Annotated in this window: 13 protein-coding genes; 2 read left to right on the top strand and 11 right to left on the bottom strand. The window is 66.8% G+C overall.

The genetic code is table 11. The annotated features are described in order from the left end of the window. Nucleotides 1-92 precede the first annotated feature (92 nt). Nucleotides 93-1,118 carry an inorganic phosphate transporter gene (locus BW994_RS05790; protein WP_245594074.1) on the top strand — a complete coding sequence of 342 codons (1,026 nt, stop codon included), beginning with the start codon at nt 93-95 and terminating at the stop codon, nt 1,116-1,118. Nucleotides 1,119-1,137: 19 nt separating this feature from the next. Here the strand turns inward: BW994_RS05790 and BW994_RS05785 are convergent, their stop codons facing one another. From BW994_RS05785 to BW994_RS05740, 10 genes are all read right to left on the bottom strand, one after another. Beyond that, a complete protein-coding gene (locus BW994_RS05785) occupies nt 1,138-2,310 on the bottom strand; it encodes a hypothetical protein (RefSeq protein WP_029311212.1) in 1,173 nt (390 codons plus the stop codon). 7 nt (nt 2,311-2,317) lie between these two features. Beyond that, on the bottom strand, nt 2,318-3,328 hold the full coding sequence (locus BW994_RS05780) for a cation diffusion facilitator family transporter (protein WP_029311211.1): 1,011 nt from the start codon (nt 3,326-3,328) through the stop codon (nt 2,318-2,320). 114 nt (nt 3,329-3,442) lie between these two features. Next, on the bottom strand, nt 3,443-4,399 hold the full coding sequence (gene speB / locus BW994_RS05775; RefSeq protein ID WP_029311210.1) for an agmatinase: 957 nt from the start codon (nt 4,397-4,399) through the stop codon (nt 3,443-3,445). Nucleotides 4,400-4,581: 182 nt separating this feature from the next. Continuing rightward, on the bottom strand, nt 4,582-5,241 hold the full coding sequence (gene upp / locus BW994_RS05770; RefSeq protein ID WP_051657231.1) for a uracil phosphoribosyltransferase: 660 nt from the start codon (nt 5,239-5,241) through the stop codon (nt 4,582-4,584). Then, complete coding sequence (locus BW994_RS05765) at nt 5,241-6,596, bottom strand: glycosyltransferase (RefSeq protein ID WP_083703297.1); 1,356 nt, start codon at nt 6,594-6,596, stop codon at nt 5,241-5,243. Before BW994_RS05765 ends, upp begins: the two co-directional genes overlap by 1 nt. Before the next feature lie 10 nt (nt 6,597-6,606). Beyond that, nucleotides 6,607-7,467, bottom strand: a complete 861-nt coding sequence (locus BW994_RS05760; RefSeq protein ID WP_081849027.1) for a hypothetical protein — start codon at nt 7,465-7,467, stop codon at nt 6,607-6,609. Nucleotides 7,468-7,480: 13 nt separating this feature from the next. Beyond that, nucleotides 7,481-10,408 (bottom strand): glycosyltransferase, encoded by a 2,928-nt coding sequence (locus BW994_RS05755; protein ID WP_051657229.1) that lies wholly within the window; start codon nt 10,406-10,408, stop codon nt 7,481-7,483. Beyond that, on the bottom strand, nt 10,405-12,189 hold the full coding sequence (locus BW994_RS05750; protein WP_029311205.1) for a tetratricopeptide repeat protein: 1,785 nt from the start codon (nt 12,187-12,189) through the stop codon (nt 10,405-10,407). The genes BW994_RS05755 and BW994_RS05750 overlap by 4 nt, the downstream gene beginning before the upstream one ends. Nucleotides 12,190-12,207: 18 nt before the next feature. After that, complete coding sequence (locus BW994_RS05745) at nt 12,208-13,626, bottom strand: HlyD family type I secretion periplasmic adaptor subunit (protein ID WP_029311204.1); 1,419 nt, start codon at nt 13,624-13,626, stop codon at nt 12,208-12,210. 4 nt (nt 13,627-13,630) lie between these two features. After that, nucleotides 13,631-15,874 (bottom strand): peptidase domain-containing ABC transporter, encoded by a 2,244-nt coding sequence (locus BW994_RS05740; protein WP_029311203.1) that lies wholly within the window; start codon nt 15,872-15,874, stop codon nt 13,631-13,633. Nucleotides 15,875-16,190: 316 nt separating this feature from the next. Between BW994_RS05740 and BW994_RS05735 the strand changes: the two genes are divergently transcribed. Then, nucleotides 16,191-16,694, top strand: a complete 504-nt coding sequence (locus tag BW994_RS05735; protein WP_029311202.1) for a GNAT family N-acetyltransferase — start codon at nt 16,191-16,193, stop codon at nt 16,692-16,694. Nucleotides 16,695-16,706: 12 nt separating this feature from the next. On the opposite strand, the gene motA is transcribed toward BW994_RS05735, so the two are convergent. Continuing rightward, a complete protein-coding gene (gene motA, locus BW994_RS05730) occupies nt 16,707-17,576 on the bottom strand; it encodes a flagellar motor stator protein MotA (protein WP_029311201.1) in 870 nt (289 codons plus the stop codon). Nucleotides 17,577-17,609 lie beyond the last annotated feature (33 nt).

The following is a 17,609-nucleotide window of genomic DNA, read 5'->3' as shown; positions in this document are numbered from 1 at the left end:
CGCATCGTGCTGAGAGATGGCACGATTGCTGTGGCGATGGCGCTCCATTATGGAGGGCGCCGCTGCAGGCCGACGCGGCCGCCGATGCGACGATGATATCGGCCGGTGCGGTCTCGCTGGTCGGTCAGGAAGGGTGGCCGGAGCGCCGGCCGGATAAACCGATGATCATGACAGGCCTGCTGGTACTGACTTCACTCGCCTTCGCCTGGAGCATGGGTGCTCATTATACCGGCGCGTGCATGGGCATGCCCTATGCCACCGGATCGATCGACCGGACGTCCGCCCTGCGGTTGATGGCGTTTGCGACGCTGATCGGCGCGGCGGGGTTCAGCCATGGGGTTCTGGTCCATGTCGGGCACGGTATTCTCAAGGGCGGGCTGGGCACGGTTCCGGCGATCATCGTGATCGGCACCGCCTTCGCGCTGACGACGGTATTCACCCGGCGCCGGATTCCGACCTCGACCATCCAGATCCTGGTGTTCGCGCTGGTCGGTGCCGGCATCGCGCTGCGGCTGGGGGTGCATTGGGCCGCGATTGTGCACCTCGCGCTGCTGTGGGTGCTGGCACCGTTCATCGCCTGCGGCTGCGGGTTTCTGTTCACCCGCCTGTTCGACCGGATTCCGGCCCTTGCCGCGCATCGGCGCGCGCCGATCATAGGGCAAGCGCTGGTCGGCGCGGGGGCCATCGCCTCACTGACGATGGGGGCCAATGATGTGTCGAACGCAACGGCGGTATTTCTGTCGGCGCATGTCGCCGGCGTGCTCACAGCCGGTATCATCGGCGGCATCGGTCTCGCGGCGGGCGTATTGACGTGGGGCCGCCCGCTGCTGGAGCGCGTCGCGTTCGATGTGGTGAAACTGGACGCCACGATGGCGACCGCGGCGCAGAGCGTGCAGGCGCTGGTGGTGCTCGGCGCGGTGGCGTTCGGGGATTTCACCTCGATGAATCAAGCGCTGATCGGTGCGATGGCCGGCGCCGGCCTCGCGCGCGGGCGCCAGACGATCGATGCGAAGGTCCTGCGCGGCATCGGGCGCGGCTGGATCATCGGCCCCGGTGCCGGGTTCGCGCTGGCCTACGCTGCCGCCGCGCTGTTCCGGATGATCACGCAGCCGCTATGAGGCACCGGATGTGCGGCGGTCAGATGACCGGCCACACCCAGAACACCACGCCGACCAGCACGATGAACGCGCCGCTCAGCACCTCGCCGTAGCGCTCGAGCGGGCCGAGGCTGATCCGCTGCAAACCCGCGGTCGAGGCGATGCACAGCGCGACATAGGTTGCGATCGTGCTGATCGCGAACACGATCGCCATGATCGCAATCACGCCGAAGCCGAATTTGCCGGCAGCGAAAAACGCCGGAATGCCTTCGACCATCGGCGAGGAGCCCAGGATCAGCATCAACGCGGTGCGCGATGAGGTTTTATGCGCGTGTTCGTGCAACGGCGCGTCACCGCCGTCGATCACGACATCATGCATCGTGGTGCCGTCATGGTCGTGCAGATGGCTGTGCGCCGGGCCGGACCCGTGCCGGTGGACATGGACGTGCCGCAGCATCACCGCGACATCGCCGCCCGCCGGCTGATAGAGCGCATCGCTCGGCGGCGCATGATGGTGGTGCGCATGATCGCCATGGTCATGCTCGGCGAATGCGGTATCGTAACGATGCGCGTGGCTGCCGTGCGCCATGGTGATGGTGACCGCGAAGCCATGCGGTTCGGGAATATCATCGAGCGATTCCCAATACGCGCCGCGGTTGACCATCGCGAAGGTTTGCTGCGCGGCATCGTCGCGGTGCGTCTCGATATGCACGGCATCGGCATCCGGTCCGGTGAGCCGGAAGCGGGGCGGCGCGCCGGTCTCGAAGATCGAGAGCAGAATGGTGCCGTGGCCGGTATCGATGATCTGCTGCTCGGGCCCGTGGATCGCATCGGTGGTCAGCGCGTGGCTGTGACCGTGGCTATGGCTGTGACCATGATGATGGCCATGGTCCGCGCCGCCGCGCATCTCGCGGAGCGATGAAAAAGCGATCCAGCCACCGAACGCGATCAGCGCAAGACTCGCCGCGGCATCGACGAAGCCGCCGAATTTCACCGCGAACGCGGCACCGGCAATCCAGACCGCAACGCCGATCGCGAGGGTTGACAGCACATGGCCGACCCCGGCCCGGAACGCGACACGCGCCGTCTCGCCGCGCGACCAGCCGCGCTGGCGCGCGATCAGCGTGATCGGCACCCAGTGATCCGGCACGATGGTATGCAGCACGCCGACGCCGACGACACCCACGATCAGAAACAGCGCTTCGGTGTTCATGGCACGATTATATCACATGCTCGGGGGACAGGGCACAGATCTGGCCGGACGCGCCATCCTCGATCTGCACCGTGGCGTGGCCGATGCCGAACCGATCCCGCAGCGTGTCGCAGGTGCGGTGCAGCAAGGCATCGTCCATCGCGGCACCGGGGCGGACCAGATGCACCGTCAATGCGATGTCGGTGGTGCTCAGCCCCCAGATATGCAGATCATGCACCTCGCTTACGCCGGGCAAGGCGGCGAGGTAGCGGCGCACCGCCTCGGCATCGACGCTGCCGGGCACCTTGTCGAGCGCGAGGTCGAGGCTGTCGCGCAGGACCGACCAGGTGGAGACCAGGATGAGGCCCGCCACCACCAGGCTTGCGGCGGGATCGACCCAGGTCCACCCGGTGAACAGGATGATCACGCCCGATATGACGACGCCGAGCGAAACGACCGCATCCGCCGCCATATGGGTGAAGGCCGCGCGCACGTTCAGATCGCCCTTGCGGCCACGGGCGAACAGCCACGCCGTGACGCCGTTGATGGCGATGCCGGCGGCCGCGACGATAATGATGGTGTCACTGCCGACCGCACCGTGCGGCACGCCGATGACGAGACGCTGGATCGCCTCGACCGCGATGGCACCGACGCCGACCAGCAGCACGACCGCATTGGTCAGCGAGGCGAGGATGGAACTGCGCCCGAAGCCGTAAGTGCGCAGGCGGCTCGGCCGGCGCCGCCCCAGCGCCGCCGCACCCCAGGCGAGCAACAGGCCGAGCACATCGCCCAGATTATGCGCGGCATCCGCCAGCAGAACCACCGAATGGGCGGCAATGCCGAACACCACCTCGGCCGCGACGAAGCCCGCGTTGAGCAAAGCGCCGAAGGCAAATGCGCCGTCGAACCCCGCAGGCGGCGCATGATGATGGTGACCGCCCGGCCCATGATCGTGGTCGGCGTGATCGTGACCCGCGTGATCATGCCCGGCATGATCGTGGCCGGCATGGTCGTGCTCGCTCTCGTGCGGCGTGTTCATGGGCGTCTCCTGTGAAGCTGCTGCACCCGGCGCATCGGCGCCATCACCGCATTATCAACCGTGAAGCCGCTTCAGGGTCAAGCAATCCCGTCCATGCCGCCCGGTCAGCGCGGATTATCGCGCTTCAGGCCGGCGATCCGGCAGCACGCACAGCATTTCATACAGGAGATTAGCACCAATCAGCGCGGTCGTGCCGGTCGTGTCATAGGCCGGCGCCACCTCGACCAGATCGGCGCCGACCAAATTGAGCCCGGCGCAGCCGCGAATGATCTCCAGCGCCTGAATCGTGCTCAGACCGCCGATTTCCGGCGTGCCGGTGCCCGGCGCCACCGATGGATCGAGGCTGTCGATATCATAGGTCAGATAAACCGGCCCGCTGCCCATCATGGCGCGCACCTCCGCCATCAACGGCGTCAGGGAGCGGTGCCAGCACTCCTCGACCGGGACGACCCGAAACCCCTGTTCGCGCTGCCAGTCGAAATCGGTCGGGTAATAGCCGGTGCCGCGCAACCCGATCTGGATCGCGCGATGCGGATCGATCGCGCCATCCTCGACCGCGCGACGAAACGGCGTGCCATGCGCAATCCGCTCGCCGAACATCGTGTCGTTCACATCCGCATGCGCATCGATGTGGATGAACCCGACCGGCCCATGCTTCGCCGCCATGGCGCGCAACACCGGATAGGTCAACGTATGGTCGCCCCCCAAAATCAACGGGATGCACTCATGCGCGATCACCGCGGCAATCCCCGCCTCGATCAGCCCGATCGATTTTTCGAGATTGTACGGATTGGTCGCGATATCACCCAGATCAGCCACCTGCATCCGCTCGAACGGGGCCGCACCCGTCGCCATGTTGTACGGCCGCAACATGACTGATTCCGAACGGATCGCGCGTGGCCCGAACCGCGTACCCGAGCGGTTGGACGTGCCGATATCCATCGGCACACCAATGAACGCCGCATCCAGCCCGGCCGCACTCGCCGCCTGCGGCAGACGCATCATCGTCGCAATCCCCGCAAAACGCGGCATCTCGTTCGCACTGGTCGGCTGGTTGTATGGTCCGGTCACGGCGGGGTCTCCTGGTTGGTGTGAGGTGAGGCTGAGGACAGCAAGGCCAGGGGCGCTGTCTCGGAGTTTCAACCGATCTGGCCTGCACAGCCCTCCTCTCGCCTAAAACTAGTGGATTTTAAAGGCTCCGCCTTTAACGGGGGTCCAGGGGGCAGAGCCCCCTGGCCTTCTTGCCCCCAACCTCATTTCGTACCAAACAGCCGATCCCCGGCGTCGCCGAGGCCGGGGCGGATGTAGGCGTGTTCGTCGAGTTCGCGATCGAGTGCGGCGGTGAAGATCGGCACGTCGGGGTGGGCGGTGCGCAGCACGGCGACGCCCTCGGGGGCGGCGATCAGGCAGACGAATTTGATGGCGGCAGCGCCGGCGCGTTTCAGGCGGGTGATGGCGGCGGCGGCGGAGTGGCCGGTTGCGAGCATCGGGTCGACCACGATGGTGAGACGTTCGGCCATGTCTTCGGGGACTTTGAAGTAGTATTCGATCGGCTCGTGGCTGACCGGGTCGCGGTAGAGGCCGATGTGGCCGATGCGGGCCGAGGGCACCAGGTCGATCATGCCGCCCAGAATACCGTCGCCGGCGCGCAGGATCGAGATGAAGCAGAGTTTCTTGCCCAAGACCTGGCGCGCGATCATCGGCTCCATCGGGGTCTGGATATCGACCGGTTGGAGCGGCAGGTCGCGCAGCACTTCGTAGCCCATCAGCAGGCTGATTTCGCGCGCGAGGCGGCGGAAATCGCCGGTGGGGGTGGCGAGGCTGCGCAGCAGGGTGAGTTTATGTTCGACGAGCGGATGATCGACGATGGTGACCCCGGCGGGCGTCGTGGTCTCTCCCTGGCCGGTCGGCATCACGCCGCGACGACCCGGCGTTTACGGGCCGGCGGTGGCGGCGGCTGCACTGCTTTGGGTTTCGGGGCCTTGGCGGTCTTGGTTTTGGCTGCGTCCTTGGCGGTGCGGCGTGGCGGGTGGATTTCGGCCACCATTTTTTTGCCGACGATGCGTTCGATTTCGGCGCGGAATGCGCGCAGGTAGCGCTTCATATCGAGGTTTTCCGTCGCGTAGTCGCGTGCGCCGGCCGAGAGTTTTGCGGCCAGGGCGCGATCTTCGAGCATGCGCAGCGTGGTATCGGCGAGGGCCGCGTGATCGAGCGAGGGGGTCACGAGACCGGTTGCGCCGTCGTGCACGAATTCGGTGACGGTTGCGGTATCCGACCCGATGACCGGCGCGCCGACCGCCAGCGCCTCGCGCAGGCTCCACGAGGCGACGAACGGGTAGGAGAAGTAGATGTGGCTGTCCGAGCGCTGCAAAAGTTTCACGTGATCTTCATACGTCACGCGGCCCATGAAATGCACGCGCGACAGATCGAGCCGGTCGCCGACCTCGGCCAGCAGTTCCGATCGCCAGGTGCCGCTGACGGGCGCAGCGCCGTAGCTGACCTCATCGCCGCCGACCACCGAGACCACGACGTCCTTGCGCGCCTGCAGGATCGCGGGCAGCGCGCGCATCATGGTGTGAAAGCCGCGATAGGGTTCGAGGTTGCGGGCGACGTAGGTGATCAGCCGCTGTTTCGGCCCGACGGTCAGCGGGCCGATCGAGAGTTTCTGTTTGCGCAGCGCAGGATCGGGCTTGCAGATGTCGAGATCGACGCCCTCGCGCAGCACCGTGATGCGGTCGCGCGCCCAGGCGGGGTAGGTCTGCCATTGCCAGGCGGTGGGGGTCTGGCCGTATTGTTCGAGCGCGATGGCCAGATGGTTGACGCCGTTTTTCGCCCGCACCGCGCCGAACTGGGCTTCCGGCATGATGAATTCCGGGTCGAAATTCACATCCGTGCCATCGAGCCGGTAATAGAATTCGAAATAGCCGAGGATCGGCACGCCCGGAAAGACATCGACCAGATTGAGCAATTCGCCCCAGCCATGATGGCCGATGATGATGTCTGGCACGAATCCCAGCGCCTTGATCTGCTTGGCACCGGCGTAGCCAGCCTCGGCGCGGCGCATCGCGACGTCGAATTCGCGAGCACTCGGGTGCACCGCCGCGTGGGTTGCAGGCGGGCGGGCGTAGGTGACCTTGCGGACCCCGGCCATGTGGTTGCGGTTCGGTTCGGTCATGAACACGATTTCATGACCACCCTCGGCCAGCAGATCGCGGACGATGTGCAGGTACTGGCCGGGGAAGTTCTGGTGAACGAACAGGAATTTCACGGCGCGCCGCTCAGCGTCGGCCGCGCGCGACCGCCTTGATTTTGGCGCGGGGCACAAGGGTCAGGCGAACGGCTTCGAGCGCTGCCAGACTGTCCGCCTCGCAGGTTTCATCGCTGGCGACCGGCCCGGCCTTCGACCCATCGACGAAGCTCGCCTCGCAGGACAATTCGAACGCCTCGGCGGCCTTGCCCTCCAACCGCACCCGCAGCCCGAGCAGCGGCAGCGCCATGCCGCGGCTGCCGCAATAATCGCCGGCGGCGACCCAGGGGGACAGCCAGCCGCGACCGAGGACCGCCTGATACGACAAATCCTCCGGCGCGATGCCCGCGGGTGCCGCGATCGCGATGCCTTCGATCCAGTTGCCCGAGCCCGCTTCACCCAGCCAGTCGCCGAATTTCGAGCCGACGTCGCCGCGCGTCTGGATATGGGCGAGCACGTCCATCGCGACCGGTTCGGTCACGGCGGGCGCGGCCGGGGCGGCCATGCCCTGGGCGAGGCGCATCACCTGCAAACGCGGCGCGGCATCGGCGCGGCCGGCGACCTGATAGACCGTGACGAGCACCTGCGCCGGCCCCTTGGCGACGCGCACCAGCGCCGCATCGCCCTGGCCGGTCAGCCAGCCATCCGCGCGGAAACCGGTGATCTCGACACCGTTGACGCCCAGCGGCGGCGGCGAAATCCGCACGCCCGGCAGGCCCTGATCGAGCGCCGCGCCGGCATTCGCCTCGTTGATGATGCAGAACAAGCCGGTGTCCAGCGTCATTAAGTGACCCGAGACTTTCAGCTCCTGGATCGAGCCGGCCTGCAATTCCGGTGCGGGCGCAGGGGCAGTTCCAGCCTGGGGTGCAGACTTGGCGGCGGCTTTGGACATCAAGGCGTCTCCGTTAGGGTGGCGGGTTGGCGTCGGTGGGAGCGGGGGCGGAACTCATCAGAGGTTGTATACGATTATTGAGATTGCCTAAATTTGGCCGCCACGCAAGCAGGGTCTGGTTGATCCGTGCGGTCGGCAGGCCGAGCGGCAGCAGAAATCCGCGCCCTGTGGCTTTGATGCGCGCCGCCGGGGCACCGAGGTCGAACCCGACGACGTATAAGCCGCCGCGCCACGCCTCGCTCAGCGCGAAGCACCAGGTCTCGGGCCAGATCGAGGGCAGGAAACCGAGCTGCGCGCCGGACCGCGCGATCAGCCCGGCCGCCTCGCCTTCCTGATAGGCGCCGGTGATCAGGACGCGCCCGGTTGCGATCAGCGCGGCATCATCCTCGCTGGTGCCGATCAGCACGAAGCGCAGCGGCAGGTTGTTCGAAGCGGCATCGCGCGCGCAATCGAGCAGCACATCAAACCCTTTGGCCGGGCCGATGCCGCCGACCACCGCAATCAGCCGCGCGCCGGCTGGCGGCGGGGCGCGCAGGGCGAACGGCGCGGCATCGTCTTCCCAGGGCGTGATCGTGGGTTTGATGCCGGGGAAATGCCGTTGCAGCCGCGCCTGGACATCGGCCGAGGGCACGCTGATCCGGCGCGCGGCGCGGAACTCGGCGCGCGAGCGGGTGATCAGGGCGGCGGGGCTGATCGGGTCGGTCAGTTCGCTGCCGGCGGCGGCGATGCAGGCATCGCACCCCGCCGCATCCGGCTCGCCGCAGTAGCGCCGGGCCGGGCCGATCAGGTTCACCCGCTTACAGAAACTGGCGTAGTCGTGGATGATGTGCTCGGCCGGCACATCGAGCGCCGTGGCCAGATCGCGGATGATCGGGTGGTGGCCGAGCGTGTGGTGGAACTCGACATGGCGCACGGTTTCGCGGCGCAACAGCGCGACCAGGGCGGCGAACCGGTCGGGCATCGCGTAGCATAGGTTCGGGTAGTCCTGCGGCGCATCGTCGGTCAGCCTTGCGGTGCCGATGAAGCTGGCGCGGCTGGCCGGATCGCTGAAATCGGGCTGGATCAGGATCGGGCGCAGGCCGGCGGCGCGCAGCGATGCCATCCGCGCCGCGATGACCCGGGCGATGCCGCCGCCGTGGTCGTGCGAGACCAGTACGACCGCGCCGGTGCTGCTGGTGGCTGATTGAAACCGCGCGCGATCGAGCCGAAAGCGCGCGGGTTGCAGCGGATCATCGGCGTGATGGGCGGCGATCAGCGCGTGATAGCCGGGGTGGCGGCGTTCAAGGATCGGGAGATTGCGCGCGCAGAGCGAGGATGCCGCGGCGCCGAACGACGTGTTCGCATGATGCGCGACGTAGACGCCTGGGACGCCGACATGGCGGAACCCAAGTGCCGCCGCGCGGCGGCACCAGTCGTTCTCCTCGCCATAGCCTTGCGCGAACAGGCGCTGATCGAACCGGCCGGTGGCATCCAGTGCATCGTGGCGGATCGCCATGCAGAAGCCGATCGCGGTCGGGATCTCGACGATGCCGGCCGGATTGGCGCGGCGGGCCAACCGGTCGAGCCTGGTGGTTGCCGCGAGGTCGGGCGGTGGATTGCCGCCCTGCGGCGCGGGATAGCTCAGGATGGTCGCTTCGTTCGATAGCGGCGTGGCGCTCGCGGTGGCATCGCTGGCGTAAAGTGCTGCCTGCAAGCGCTCCGGTGCGCCGGGCGGGATCAGGATATCCGCGTTCAGCAGCAGGATGTCGCAGCCCGGCAGCAGGCGGCGCGCGGCGCTGATGCCGGCGTTGGCCGCACCGGGGAATCCGCGATTGTGGCGATGGCGGCGCAGATGGATGCGGCCGGCCTGGTGTTCGGCATCGATCATGCGGACCAGATCGGGCTCGGGGCTGGCATCGTCGACCACCACGATCGGCACGGTGCCGACACGCTTCGGGCCGAGCGCCGCGTAGAGCGATCGTAGTGCGGCGAGCGTGGCGGCGGCGTTGCGATAGACCGGCATCACCGCGCAGAGACCGGCGGTGGCGGGCTTCGTGCGGGGGCGGCTACGCGCGCGGAACGGCGCCAGATCGGTCAGCATCGCCGGATCGAGCGGGGTGCCGTGCAGCAGCGTGCCATCGGGCTTGACGATCCGGAACGGCGGTTGCAGGCCCTGCAACGCCTTGGCGCCGATGCGGAACGCGTGGCGCGGCAGGAACCACGCCGGTGCATCCGGCGGCAGGCGGCGGCGCGGATGGATGGCGCGCGACGTGCCGTGCCGGTCGATCAATTCCAGTTTCGGGGCACGGTCGGGCGCGGCCGGGTGGGTGACCCAGCCGGTGATGCCGCCGCGCTCGGCATGGGCGATGCCGCCGGTGCGGCGCAGCGTGGCGAGGTCGAGCGGGCTGCCGAGCAGGGGAATCCCGGCGGCCTCGATCTGCAAGGTTGCGATACCGGCGAGCTTGCGCGGCAAGGCAGCGCACTCCACGCCATCGGCCCGGATGGTCGGGGTGGCGGCGTGGAGTGCCAGCGCGCCGTCGGCGATCGCGCACCAGCCGGGCGCACCGGCGGCCTCGGCCACGGCAGCGGCGAAGGCGGCGAGATCGGGATCGTCAGGTAGTTCATGGCGCTGGAACAGCGTGGCCAGCGCGGTCGCGGCACCCGGCTGATCGCGCGCCCGCCAGCGCACCCGCGCCAGGGCGAGCCAGGCGCCGGCCAGATCATGCGCGGTGGCGATGGCGTGGAGCGCGGGCTCGGCCGCGGGGTCTTGTGTGGCGGCAAGGATCAGCGCGCGTTCGAAGGCGGGGCGCGGGTCCTGCGGCGCGATGCGGCCGACGCGTTCGAGCCAGAACAAGGCGGTTGCCAGATCGCCGGCATCGAGCGCGTCGCGGCCGCGCGCCCAGGCATCCGCAGCCTCGGCGTGGCGACGCTGCCGGACGGCATCGGGGTCGGCCGTGGTCAATCCCCGGCGGCTTGGCGCGGCTGTGGCGCGTCCGGCAAGGCGAGCTCGGCGAGGTCGATCCGTGCCTCGTCGATACCCTGCGCGAGGGCGCGGTTGAGCCAGCGCGCCGCCTGCACCGGGTCCGGCGGGCCGGCCAACCCCTTGCGCAGGTAGCGCCCGAGCATGAGTTGCGCGACCGGGTGGTTCAGCGCCGCCGCCTTGGCGAACCAGGCCTGCGCCTCGATCCGGTCGGTCGGGATATCGTGGCCGCCGCCGTAGAGCGCACCGAGCGCGAACATCGCACCGGCATGGCCGTTGGCGGCGACGCGGAGGAACATGTCGCGCGCGCCGGCGTGATCGCGCGGGCAGCCGTGACCGTGCAGCTTCATTTCGGCGAGCAGAGCCAGCGCCTCGACCATGCCGGTTTCCGCGGCGCGGGCGATCCAGCGGTGCGCCTCGACCGGATCGGCCGGGATGCCGCGACCCTCGAACAGGAGACGACCGTACCAGTATTGGGCGTTGACCACGCCCTCGGCGGCGCGCCGGAGCCAGATGGCGGCGCGGGCGTCGTCACGCTTGACGCCGACGCCCTCGGCCAAACAGACGCCGTAGTTGAACGCGCCGATCAGATCGCCTGATTCGGCGGCTTTTTCGAACCATTCATGGATCGGCAGGCCATCGACCGAGGATTGCCGGATATCGCCGCGGAGCATCAGATTGCCGAGATCGGCGCCGGCGACGATGTCGCCCTGCTGGGCGGCGCGGGCGAGCCAGCGGGCGGCTTCCTCAGGGTCGCGCGCGACGCCGGCGCCGGTGAGGTAGAGCATGCCCAGGGCGCGCGCCGCGACGCGGTGCCCGGCTTCGGCGGCGACGCGGAACCAGAGCGCGGCTTCGGCATAATTGGGCGGCAGGGCACCGCCGCGGGCATACAGATCGGCCACCAGCGCGGCCGCTTCCGGATCGCCCGCGATGGCGGCGCGGCGCAGCCAGGATTCACCCTCGATCGGGTCCGGCGCGCAGCCGTGGCCGGCCAGCAGCATGGCACCGAGCTTGGCCTGGGCGTTGCGGATGCCGTGGATCGCGGCCTTGCGATAATGGGTCAAAGCGCGCGCCGGGTCGGGTAGGACGCCGACCGCCTGCTCGTGGATGACGCCGAGCAGATAATGCGCGGTCGGCAGATCGGCCTTCACCGCCTCCTCGAACTCGCGCATCGCGGCGACGGTTTTTTCGGCGGTATCGGCCTGGCGCATCAGGATCATGCCGAGGCCGAGATGGCCCTGCGGCCAGTGTTGCGCCGCCGAGCGGCGGTAATAGAGTTCGGCCGCCGCCGGATCGCGGATATCGTCCGGCCCGTTCGACAGGATATAGCCGAGCAGCGCCTCGCCATCGGCGGAGCCGGCCTCCGTCGCGCGGCGCGCCCAGAGCAGCGCCGAGGGGAAATCGGCCGCATTCGCGGTTTCGGTGGGTTGGGTGTGTTCGCCGAACAGCGAGGCCGCCTGATCGGGCGACGGCGCCTTCAGCCCGTGGATGAACATGCCGGCGAGCCGGCACTGGCTTTCGACATGGCCGGCTTCCGCGGCGCGCAGAAACCAGCGGGCGGCCTCGCGCGGGTTCTGTGACAGGCCGCGCCCGGCGATGTAGGCTTCGCCGAGGGCGAACTGCGCTTCGGCCAGGCCGGCTTCGGCGGCGATGCTGTAGAGCCGCGCCGCGCGCTGCCATTGCTGCTCGCCGGCCAGCTCCCCGGCCCGCTTGAAGGCACGCCTTGGTGAAAGTGCAGCGAGTTTATCGATCGCGTTCAGCATGATCGGTGTACCCGCCGATCAGGGCTCACGCATACTGTCGTAGGCGACCGGCATGATCTTGGTGATGAAATACGACATGATGGTGCGGCGTCCTACCTTGATGTTCGCGTTCAGCGGCATGCCGGGCACCAGGCGGAAACCAGGCGGCACGTTGTGCAGCATCAACTCGTCGAGCGAGATGTCGGCGCGATAATACAGCGAATGCGGCCGGTTCGGCAGCGCCGAGCCGCCGTCGCCGGGGGTTTGTTCCGGACTGAAACTGTCGGCGCTGATCGATTTCAGCGTGCCCTTGGCCGAGCCGTAGCGCAGGAAATCGAACGTGTCGAAATTGATCGTGACCGGATCGCCGATATGGACATACCCCGATTCGGTGCCGCTGATATCGGCCTCGACCGTGAGCGGCGCATCGACCGGGACCAGCGAGATGAATTTCTCACCCGATTGCAGCACCGAGCCGACCGACACATGCGCGACCGTGAGCACGATGGCGTCACGCGGGGCGCGCAGCACGACCAGCTGGCTCTGCAACTGCGCCTTGGACAGATCCTGCTGCGCCGTGACCAACTTGCTCGTGGTCTCGGCGAGATCTTCGGAGACGGCGGCCGACCATTTTTTCTCATACGCGTCGCGTTCGGCGCGCTGGGCGGCCAGATCACGCTCGCCGGCCGATGCCGTGGCGATCGCGCTGGAGAGCGAACTCGACACGGTCAGGCGGTCGTTCAACGCGAGCAGCGAGTTGAGCTTGCTGCCCACCTGCATTTTCTGCAGCTGGTTGCGCATGTTCTCGACATCCTGCGCGACACCGACCTGCTTTTTGAAGAACCCGGCTTCCTGCACGCTCTTGGTCACGATCAGGTGGAGCTCGGCGATTTTCTGGTCGTAGTTTTCCACCGTGTAGGTGCGCTCGGCCTTGCGGCTCGCGAAAATCGCGGCTTGCAGCGCCTGGGCGGGGTTGGGGTGGGCCGGCGCGTAGGTTTTACCGGTGGCTTCGGCGACCAGCCTTGCCTGCTGGGCCGAGAGGGCGACGACCTGGGCGCGCAGCGCAGTGAGGTTGGCGCGCGCGAAGGTCGGGTTCAGCCGGGCGAGCAATTCGCCTTTGTGGACGATCTGGCCTTCGTGCACATCGATCGACTGCACGATCGAGGTATCGAACGGCTGGAGCATGATGGTCGGTGCGGAAGAGACCAGCTTGCCCTGGGCGGTGACCACTTTGCTGACCCGGACGGTCGAGGCGATGATGATCAGGGCGAACACCATCGCGGTGACGATGAGTGCAGTGTAGCGCGAGATCGCAGGCACCGGGATTGCGATGACCGCGGCGGTGGGTGACTGGAATTCGAGCAAGGGTATCGGCGTGTCGGCGAGTTGCCCGGGGGTTGCCAGGGCCAGGGCGGAGCCGGAGACGCCGGATGCGCGCTGCGGGGCGGATTTTGCCATCGGATCAGTCTCCCTGCGCGAGTGTGGGCGTCGGTGCGTTGCGCGCGCCCTCAGGATTCATGTGGCGATTCTGCTGCAACCACAGATGGCGATAGATCGCGCAGCGCTCGACCAGTTCGCCATGCTTGCCCAGATCGACCACCTGGCCCGAATCCATCACCAGGATCTGGTCGCACTCGACCAGCGAGGCGAGGCGGTGCGAAATGATCACCATCGTTCGGTTGCTGGCGATGCGCAGCAGGTTGGCGTTGATCAGCGCCTCGCTTTCCGGATCGAGCGCGCTGGTCGCTTCATCGAGGATCAGCAGGCGCGGGTCGGCGATCAGGGCGCGGGCGATCGCGAGGCGCTGCTTCTGACCGCCGGACAGGTTGGGCGAGCCTTCCTGGATGAAGGTTTCATAGCCCTGCGGCAGACGTTCGATGAATTCTTCAGCGCCGGCCAGCCTTGCCGCACGGATCGCGTCCTCGAAGCTGAGGCCGGGACGGCCGGCGATGATATTGTCGCGCACCGAGCCGCGGAACAGGAAATTATCCTGGAGCACCACGCCGAAGCTCTTGCGCAGATGCCGCAGATTGATCTCGCGCAGTTCGGTATTGTCGATTTTGACGGCGCCGGTGTATTCGCGGTTGATGCCCTGGAGCAGGCGCGTCACGGTCGATTTACCCGACCCGGACCGGCCGACGATGCCGAGCATGGTGCCTTCCGGGATCGCGAAACTGACCTTGTTCAGCGCCGGCGTCTTGGTGCCCTCGTAGCTGAACGTGACGTTTTCGAACGCGACCGAGCCCAGGAACTGCGGGCGCAGGCCGGTGTTGAGCGCCCGGCGCTCGGTCGGGCGGTTCAAGACCTGACCGACGATCGCGACGGCGGCGCGGGCTTCCTGCGCATCCTGGATCAGCCGGGCGAAGGAGACCAGCGGGCCAGCGACGCGGCCGCCGAGCAGCATGAACCCGACCAGCCCGCCCAGCGCCAACGGGTTCTGCGAGGTCAGCGCGATATAGCCGCCCAGCAGCAGCACGCCGCCTTGGGCATAACGCTCGAACGGCAGCGACAGCACGACCGGCCAGTTCGAAAGCTTGCCCATCTGCATGTTCAGACGGCTGGTTTCGGCGACGCGGGCGTCCCACTCGTCGGCGCGCACTTTTTCCAGCGCGAGCGCCTTGACGGTGCGGATGCCGTAGATGCTCTCGACCAGCACCGCACCCTTGGCGCTTTCCGCCGTGATGATCTTGCCGGTCAACCGCGCGATCGCCGGCAGGAAGGCGGTGATGATGACGGCGATGATCCCGGCCGCGATCAGAATGGTCCAGGCCAGGAAGGCATCGAGATAGAACAGGATCGGCAGGATCAACGCGACCATGAACATGTCGATGAAGGTCGACAGCAGCCGCCCGGTGATGAAATCGCGCACCCGGTAGATCTGGCCGACTTTGTAGGACAGATCGCCGGCCTGGTTTTTTTCGAAGAAATCGATCGGCAGGGTCATCAGCCGATCGAAGATCATCAGGTTGAGCCTGGCATCGATCCTGGTGGACAGAATGACCAGCATCATGCGCCGGCCCCAGGTGAGCAGCGCTTCCCAGAGGATGCAGACGATGAAGATCAGCGTGACGAGAATGAGGGTGTTGATGCTCTTGTAGATGATCACGGTGTTCAGCACGACCATGATCATCAGGATCGGCAGGACCTGCAGGATGGTCAGCGTGATCGAACTGATCGCGACATCGCGCAGGATGCGCTTTTCGATCAGCACCATGCGCCACAGGAGGGAGAAATTGAAGGGTGGCTCGACATCCTGACCGTCGCGCTCGCCGCGGATCAGCAGCACTGCGCCATCCCAGACCTGGCGCAGCCGGATTTCATCGACCGCGATCGGCGCCGAGCCGAGCGGCGCGCGCGGGTCGCGCACGAAGATGATCGACCGGTCGCGATCGTTGGAGACCATCAGCGCGGCACCGCCGTCGCGCAGCAGCAGGACGACGGGTGCGGTGGTTTCGACCTTCATCAGCTGGCGAAAATTCAGCATGATGCCACGTACCCACAGGCCGGATTCGCGCAGCCATTCGACCAGATGCGGCGAAGACGGCGCGGGGTCCTTGGGATCGAGCGTCAGCGTCTCGGTATCGAGATCGACGCCGTGAAACCGTGCGGCGGCTTTGACCGCGAGGATGCGGACGTGTTCCGCTTCGGTCTCCTCGCTACTGCGATCGGGGGAGGCGGCGCCGGCGCTGTCGACGATATCATTCATGGGGCGAGCTGTCCCTTGGATTGGCCCGGTTGGGGTCTGACCGGGTGACGATAAATATGTGGCGAACGCGATCGAGTTGCGCACGTCTTGCGCCGCACTGCAACAGACCAGAAACGACGGTCGAATTCAATGAAATAGATCAATTCTCCAACCCGGTCTCGATAATAGCACAAAGATACCGCCTGCTGCCATAGCTGAATGGGCTGGTGATTCCAACGGTACGCGTGCGGCAGGCTGGACGCACGTTTGCAAAGCCCTTGCGGTGTCGCGGCGGCGACGGCATCACTGGGGCTCGCCCAACTGGAGTCGAATGCGCATGGAAATCCGCCCCGCGACCGCCGAAGACCTGCCCGCGTGCCAGGCCATTTATGCGCATCATGTACTCGAAGGCACCGGCACATTCGAGGAGATCCCCCCTGCCCTCGAGGAGATCACCACCCGCCACCGGCAGATCGTGGGGGCCGGCCGCTCGTGGCTGGTGGCGACCGATGCGACCGGCTTGCTCGGGTTTGCTTATTTCGATCAGTATCGCCCGCGCTCGGCCTATCGGTTCACCGCTGAGGATAGCGTCTATGTCCGCGAGAACGTGCGGGGTCAGGGGGTCGGCAAGGCGCTGGTCGGGCGCCTGTTGAGCGATGCGCGGGCCGGCGGGTTTCGCCAGATGCTGGCGGTGATCGGCGATTCCGAGAATACCGGCTCGATCGGGGTGCATGCGAGCCTCGGGTTTCAACGTGTCGGCACGATGCGCGATGTCGGGTTCAAGTTCGGCCGCTGGCTCGATGTGATCATCATGCAGCGCGCCCTCGACGCTGATAATTGAGGCGGCGCATCGTCAGGCGCCGATTTTCAGGGTCTGCACCGATTCCTCGAGTTCGGCGAAGCTCGGCATGTGGAGGTTGGGCACCATTTTGCGCCCGATCTCGACACTGACCTGCGGCGCGTTGCCGTGCAGATGCGCGACCAGAACAGCGCGGATCACTTCGAAATAGCGCGAATCCTCCTCGACCACGCCGCGCATCCGCACGGCGAGCGGGCTGACGATGCCATAGGCCAGCAGAACGCCGAGGAATGTGCCGGTCAGCGCCTCGCCGATCATTTCGCCCAGGACGGCGGGCGGCTGGCTGATGTGGGCCATGGTCTTGATGACGCCGAGCACGGCGGCGACGATGCCGAGCGCGGGCAGACCATCCGCCATGGTCTGCAACGTGTGGGCGCCGTGCAACTCCTCGGTCAGGGTCTTGCGCAGTTCGCGGGCCATGACGTCTTCGATCTGGTGGGGATCATCGGCGTTCATGCCGACCATGCGCAGATAATCGCACATGATGGCGGTCGCGTGATGGTTTTTCAGGATGCGGGGGAAATGCTGAAATACCGGGCTCTCTTCCGGCCGTTCGATATGGGCTTCGAGCGCCATGGCCCCCTTGGTCGAGGCGAGCCGCACCAGATAGAACAACATGCAGAGCAGCTCGGTATAGTCGGTCTTTTTGAAGGAGCCACCCTTCATCACCTTCTTGAAATCGCTCAACGTGTGTTTGATGTGGTGCATCGAGTTGCCGGCGATGAACGTGCCGATCGCGGCACCGCCGATCGTGACGAATTCCAGCGGCATTGATTTCATTAACGGCCCGATTGCGCCGCCGGTGGCGATAAACACCCCGAATACGCAGACGAGCAGAAAGGCCACGCCTCCCAAAGTCAGCATCACTCACCGAATTATTCAAACAGATCTTCGAAT

Origin of the sequence: Acidiphilium rubrum, from assembly GCF_900156265.1 — a bacterium.
Lineage (GTDB): Bacteria > Pseudomonadota > Alphaproteobacteria > Acetobacterales > Acetobacteraceae > Acidiphilium > Acidiphilium rubrum.
Note: the sequence above shows the minus strand (reverse complement) of the source record. Positions and strands in the feature narration are given on the sequence as shown.

Bases quoted from the DNA above. Each gene is read 5' to 3' on its own strand.
- BW994_RS05750 (WP_029311205.1), bottom strand. From the start codon at position 12,189: ATGCTGAACGCGATCGATAAACTCGCTGCACTTTCACCAAGGCGTGCC.
- BW994_RS05790 (WP_245594074.1), top strand. From the start codon at position 93: ATGATATCGGCCGGTGCGGTCTCGCTGGTCGGTCAGGAAGGGTGGCCG.
- BW994_RS05785 (WP_029311212.1), bottom strand. From the start codon at position 2,310: ATGAACACCGAAGCGCTGTTTCTGATCGTGGGTGTCGTCGGCGTCGGC.
- BW994_RS05740 (WP_029311203.1), bottom strand. From the start codon at position 15,874: ATGAATGATATCGTCGACAGCGCCGGCGCCGCCTCCCCCGATCGCAGT.
- motA (WP_029311201.1), bottom strand. From the start codon at position 17,576: ATGCTGACTTTGGGAGGCGTGGCCTTTCTGCTCGTCTGCGTATTCGGG.
- BW994_RS05780 (WP_029311211.1), bottom strand. From the start codon at position 3,328: ATGAACACGCCGCACGAGAGCGAGCACGACCATGCCGGCCACGATCAT.
- upp (WP_051657231.1), bottom strand. From the start codon at position 5,241: ATGCCGACCGGCCAGGGAGAGACCACGACGCCCGCCGGGGTCACCATC.
- BW994_RS05735 (WP_029311202.1), top strand. From the start codon at position 16,191: ATGGAAATCCGCCCCGCGACCGCCGAAGACCTGCCCGCGTGCCAGGCC.
- BW994_RS05760 (WP_081849027.1), bottom strand. From the start codon at position 7,467: ATGTCCAAAGCCGCCGCCAAGTCTGCACCCCAGGCTGGAACTGCCCCT.
- BW994_RS05745 (WP_029311204.1), bottom strand. From the start codon at position 13,626: ATGGCAAAATCCGCCCCGCAGCGCGCATCCGGCGTCTCCGGCTCCGCC.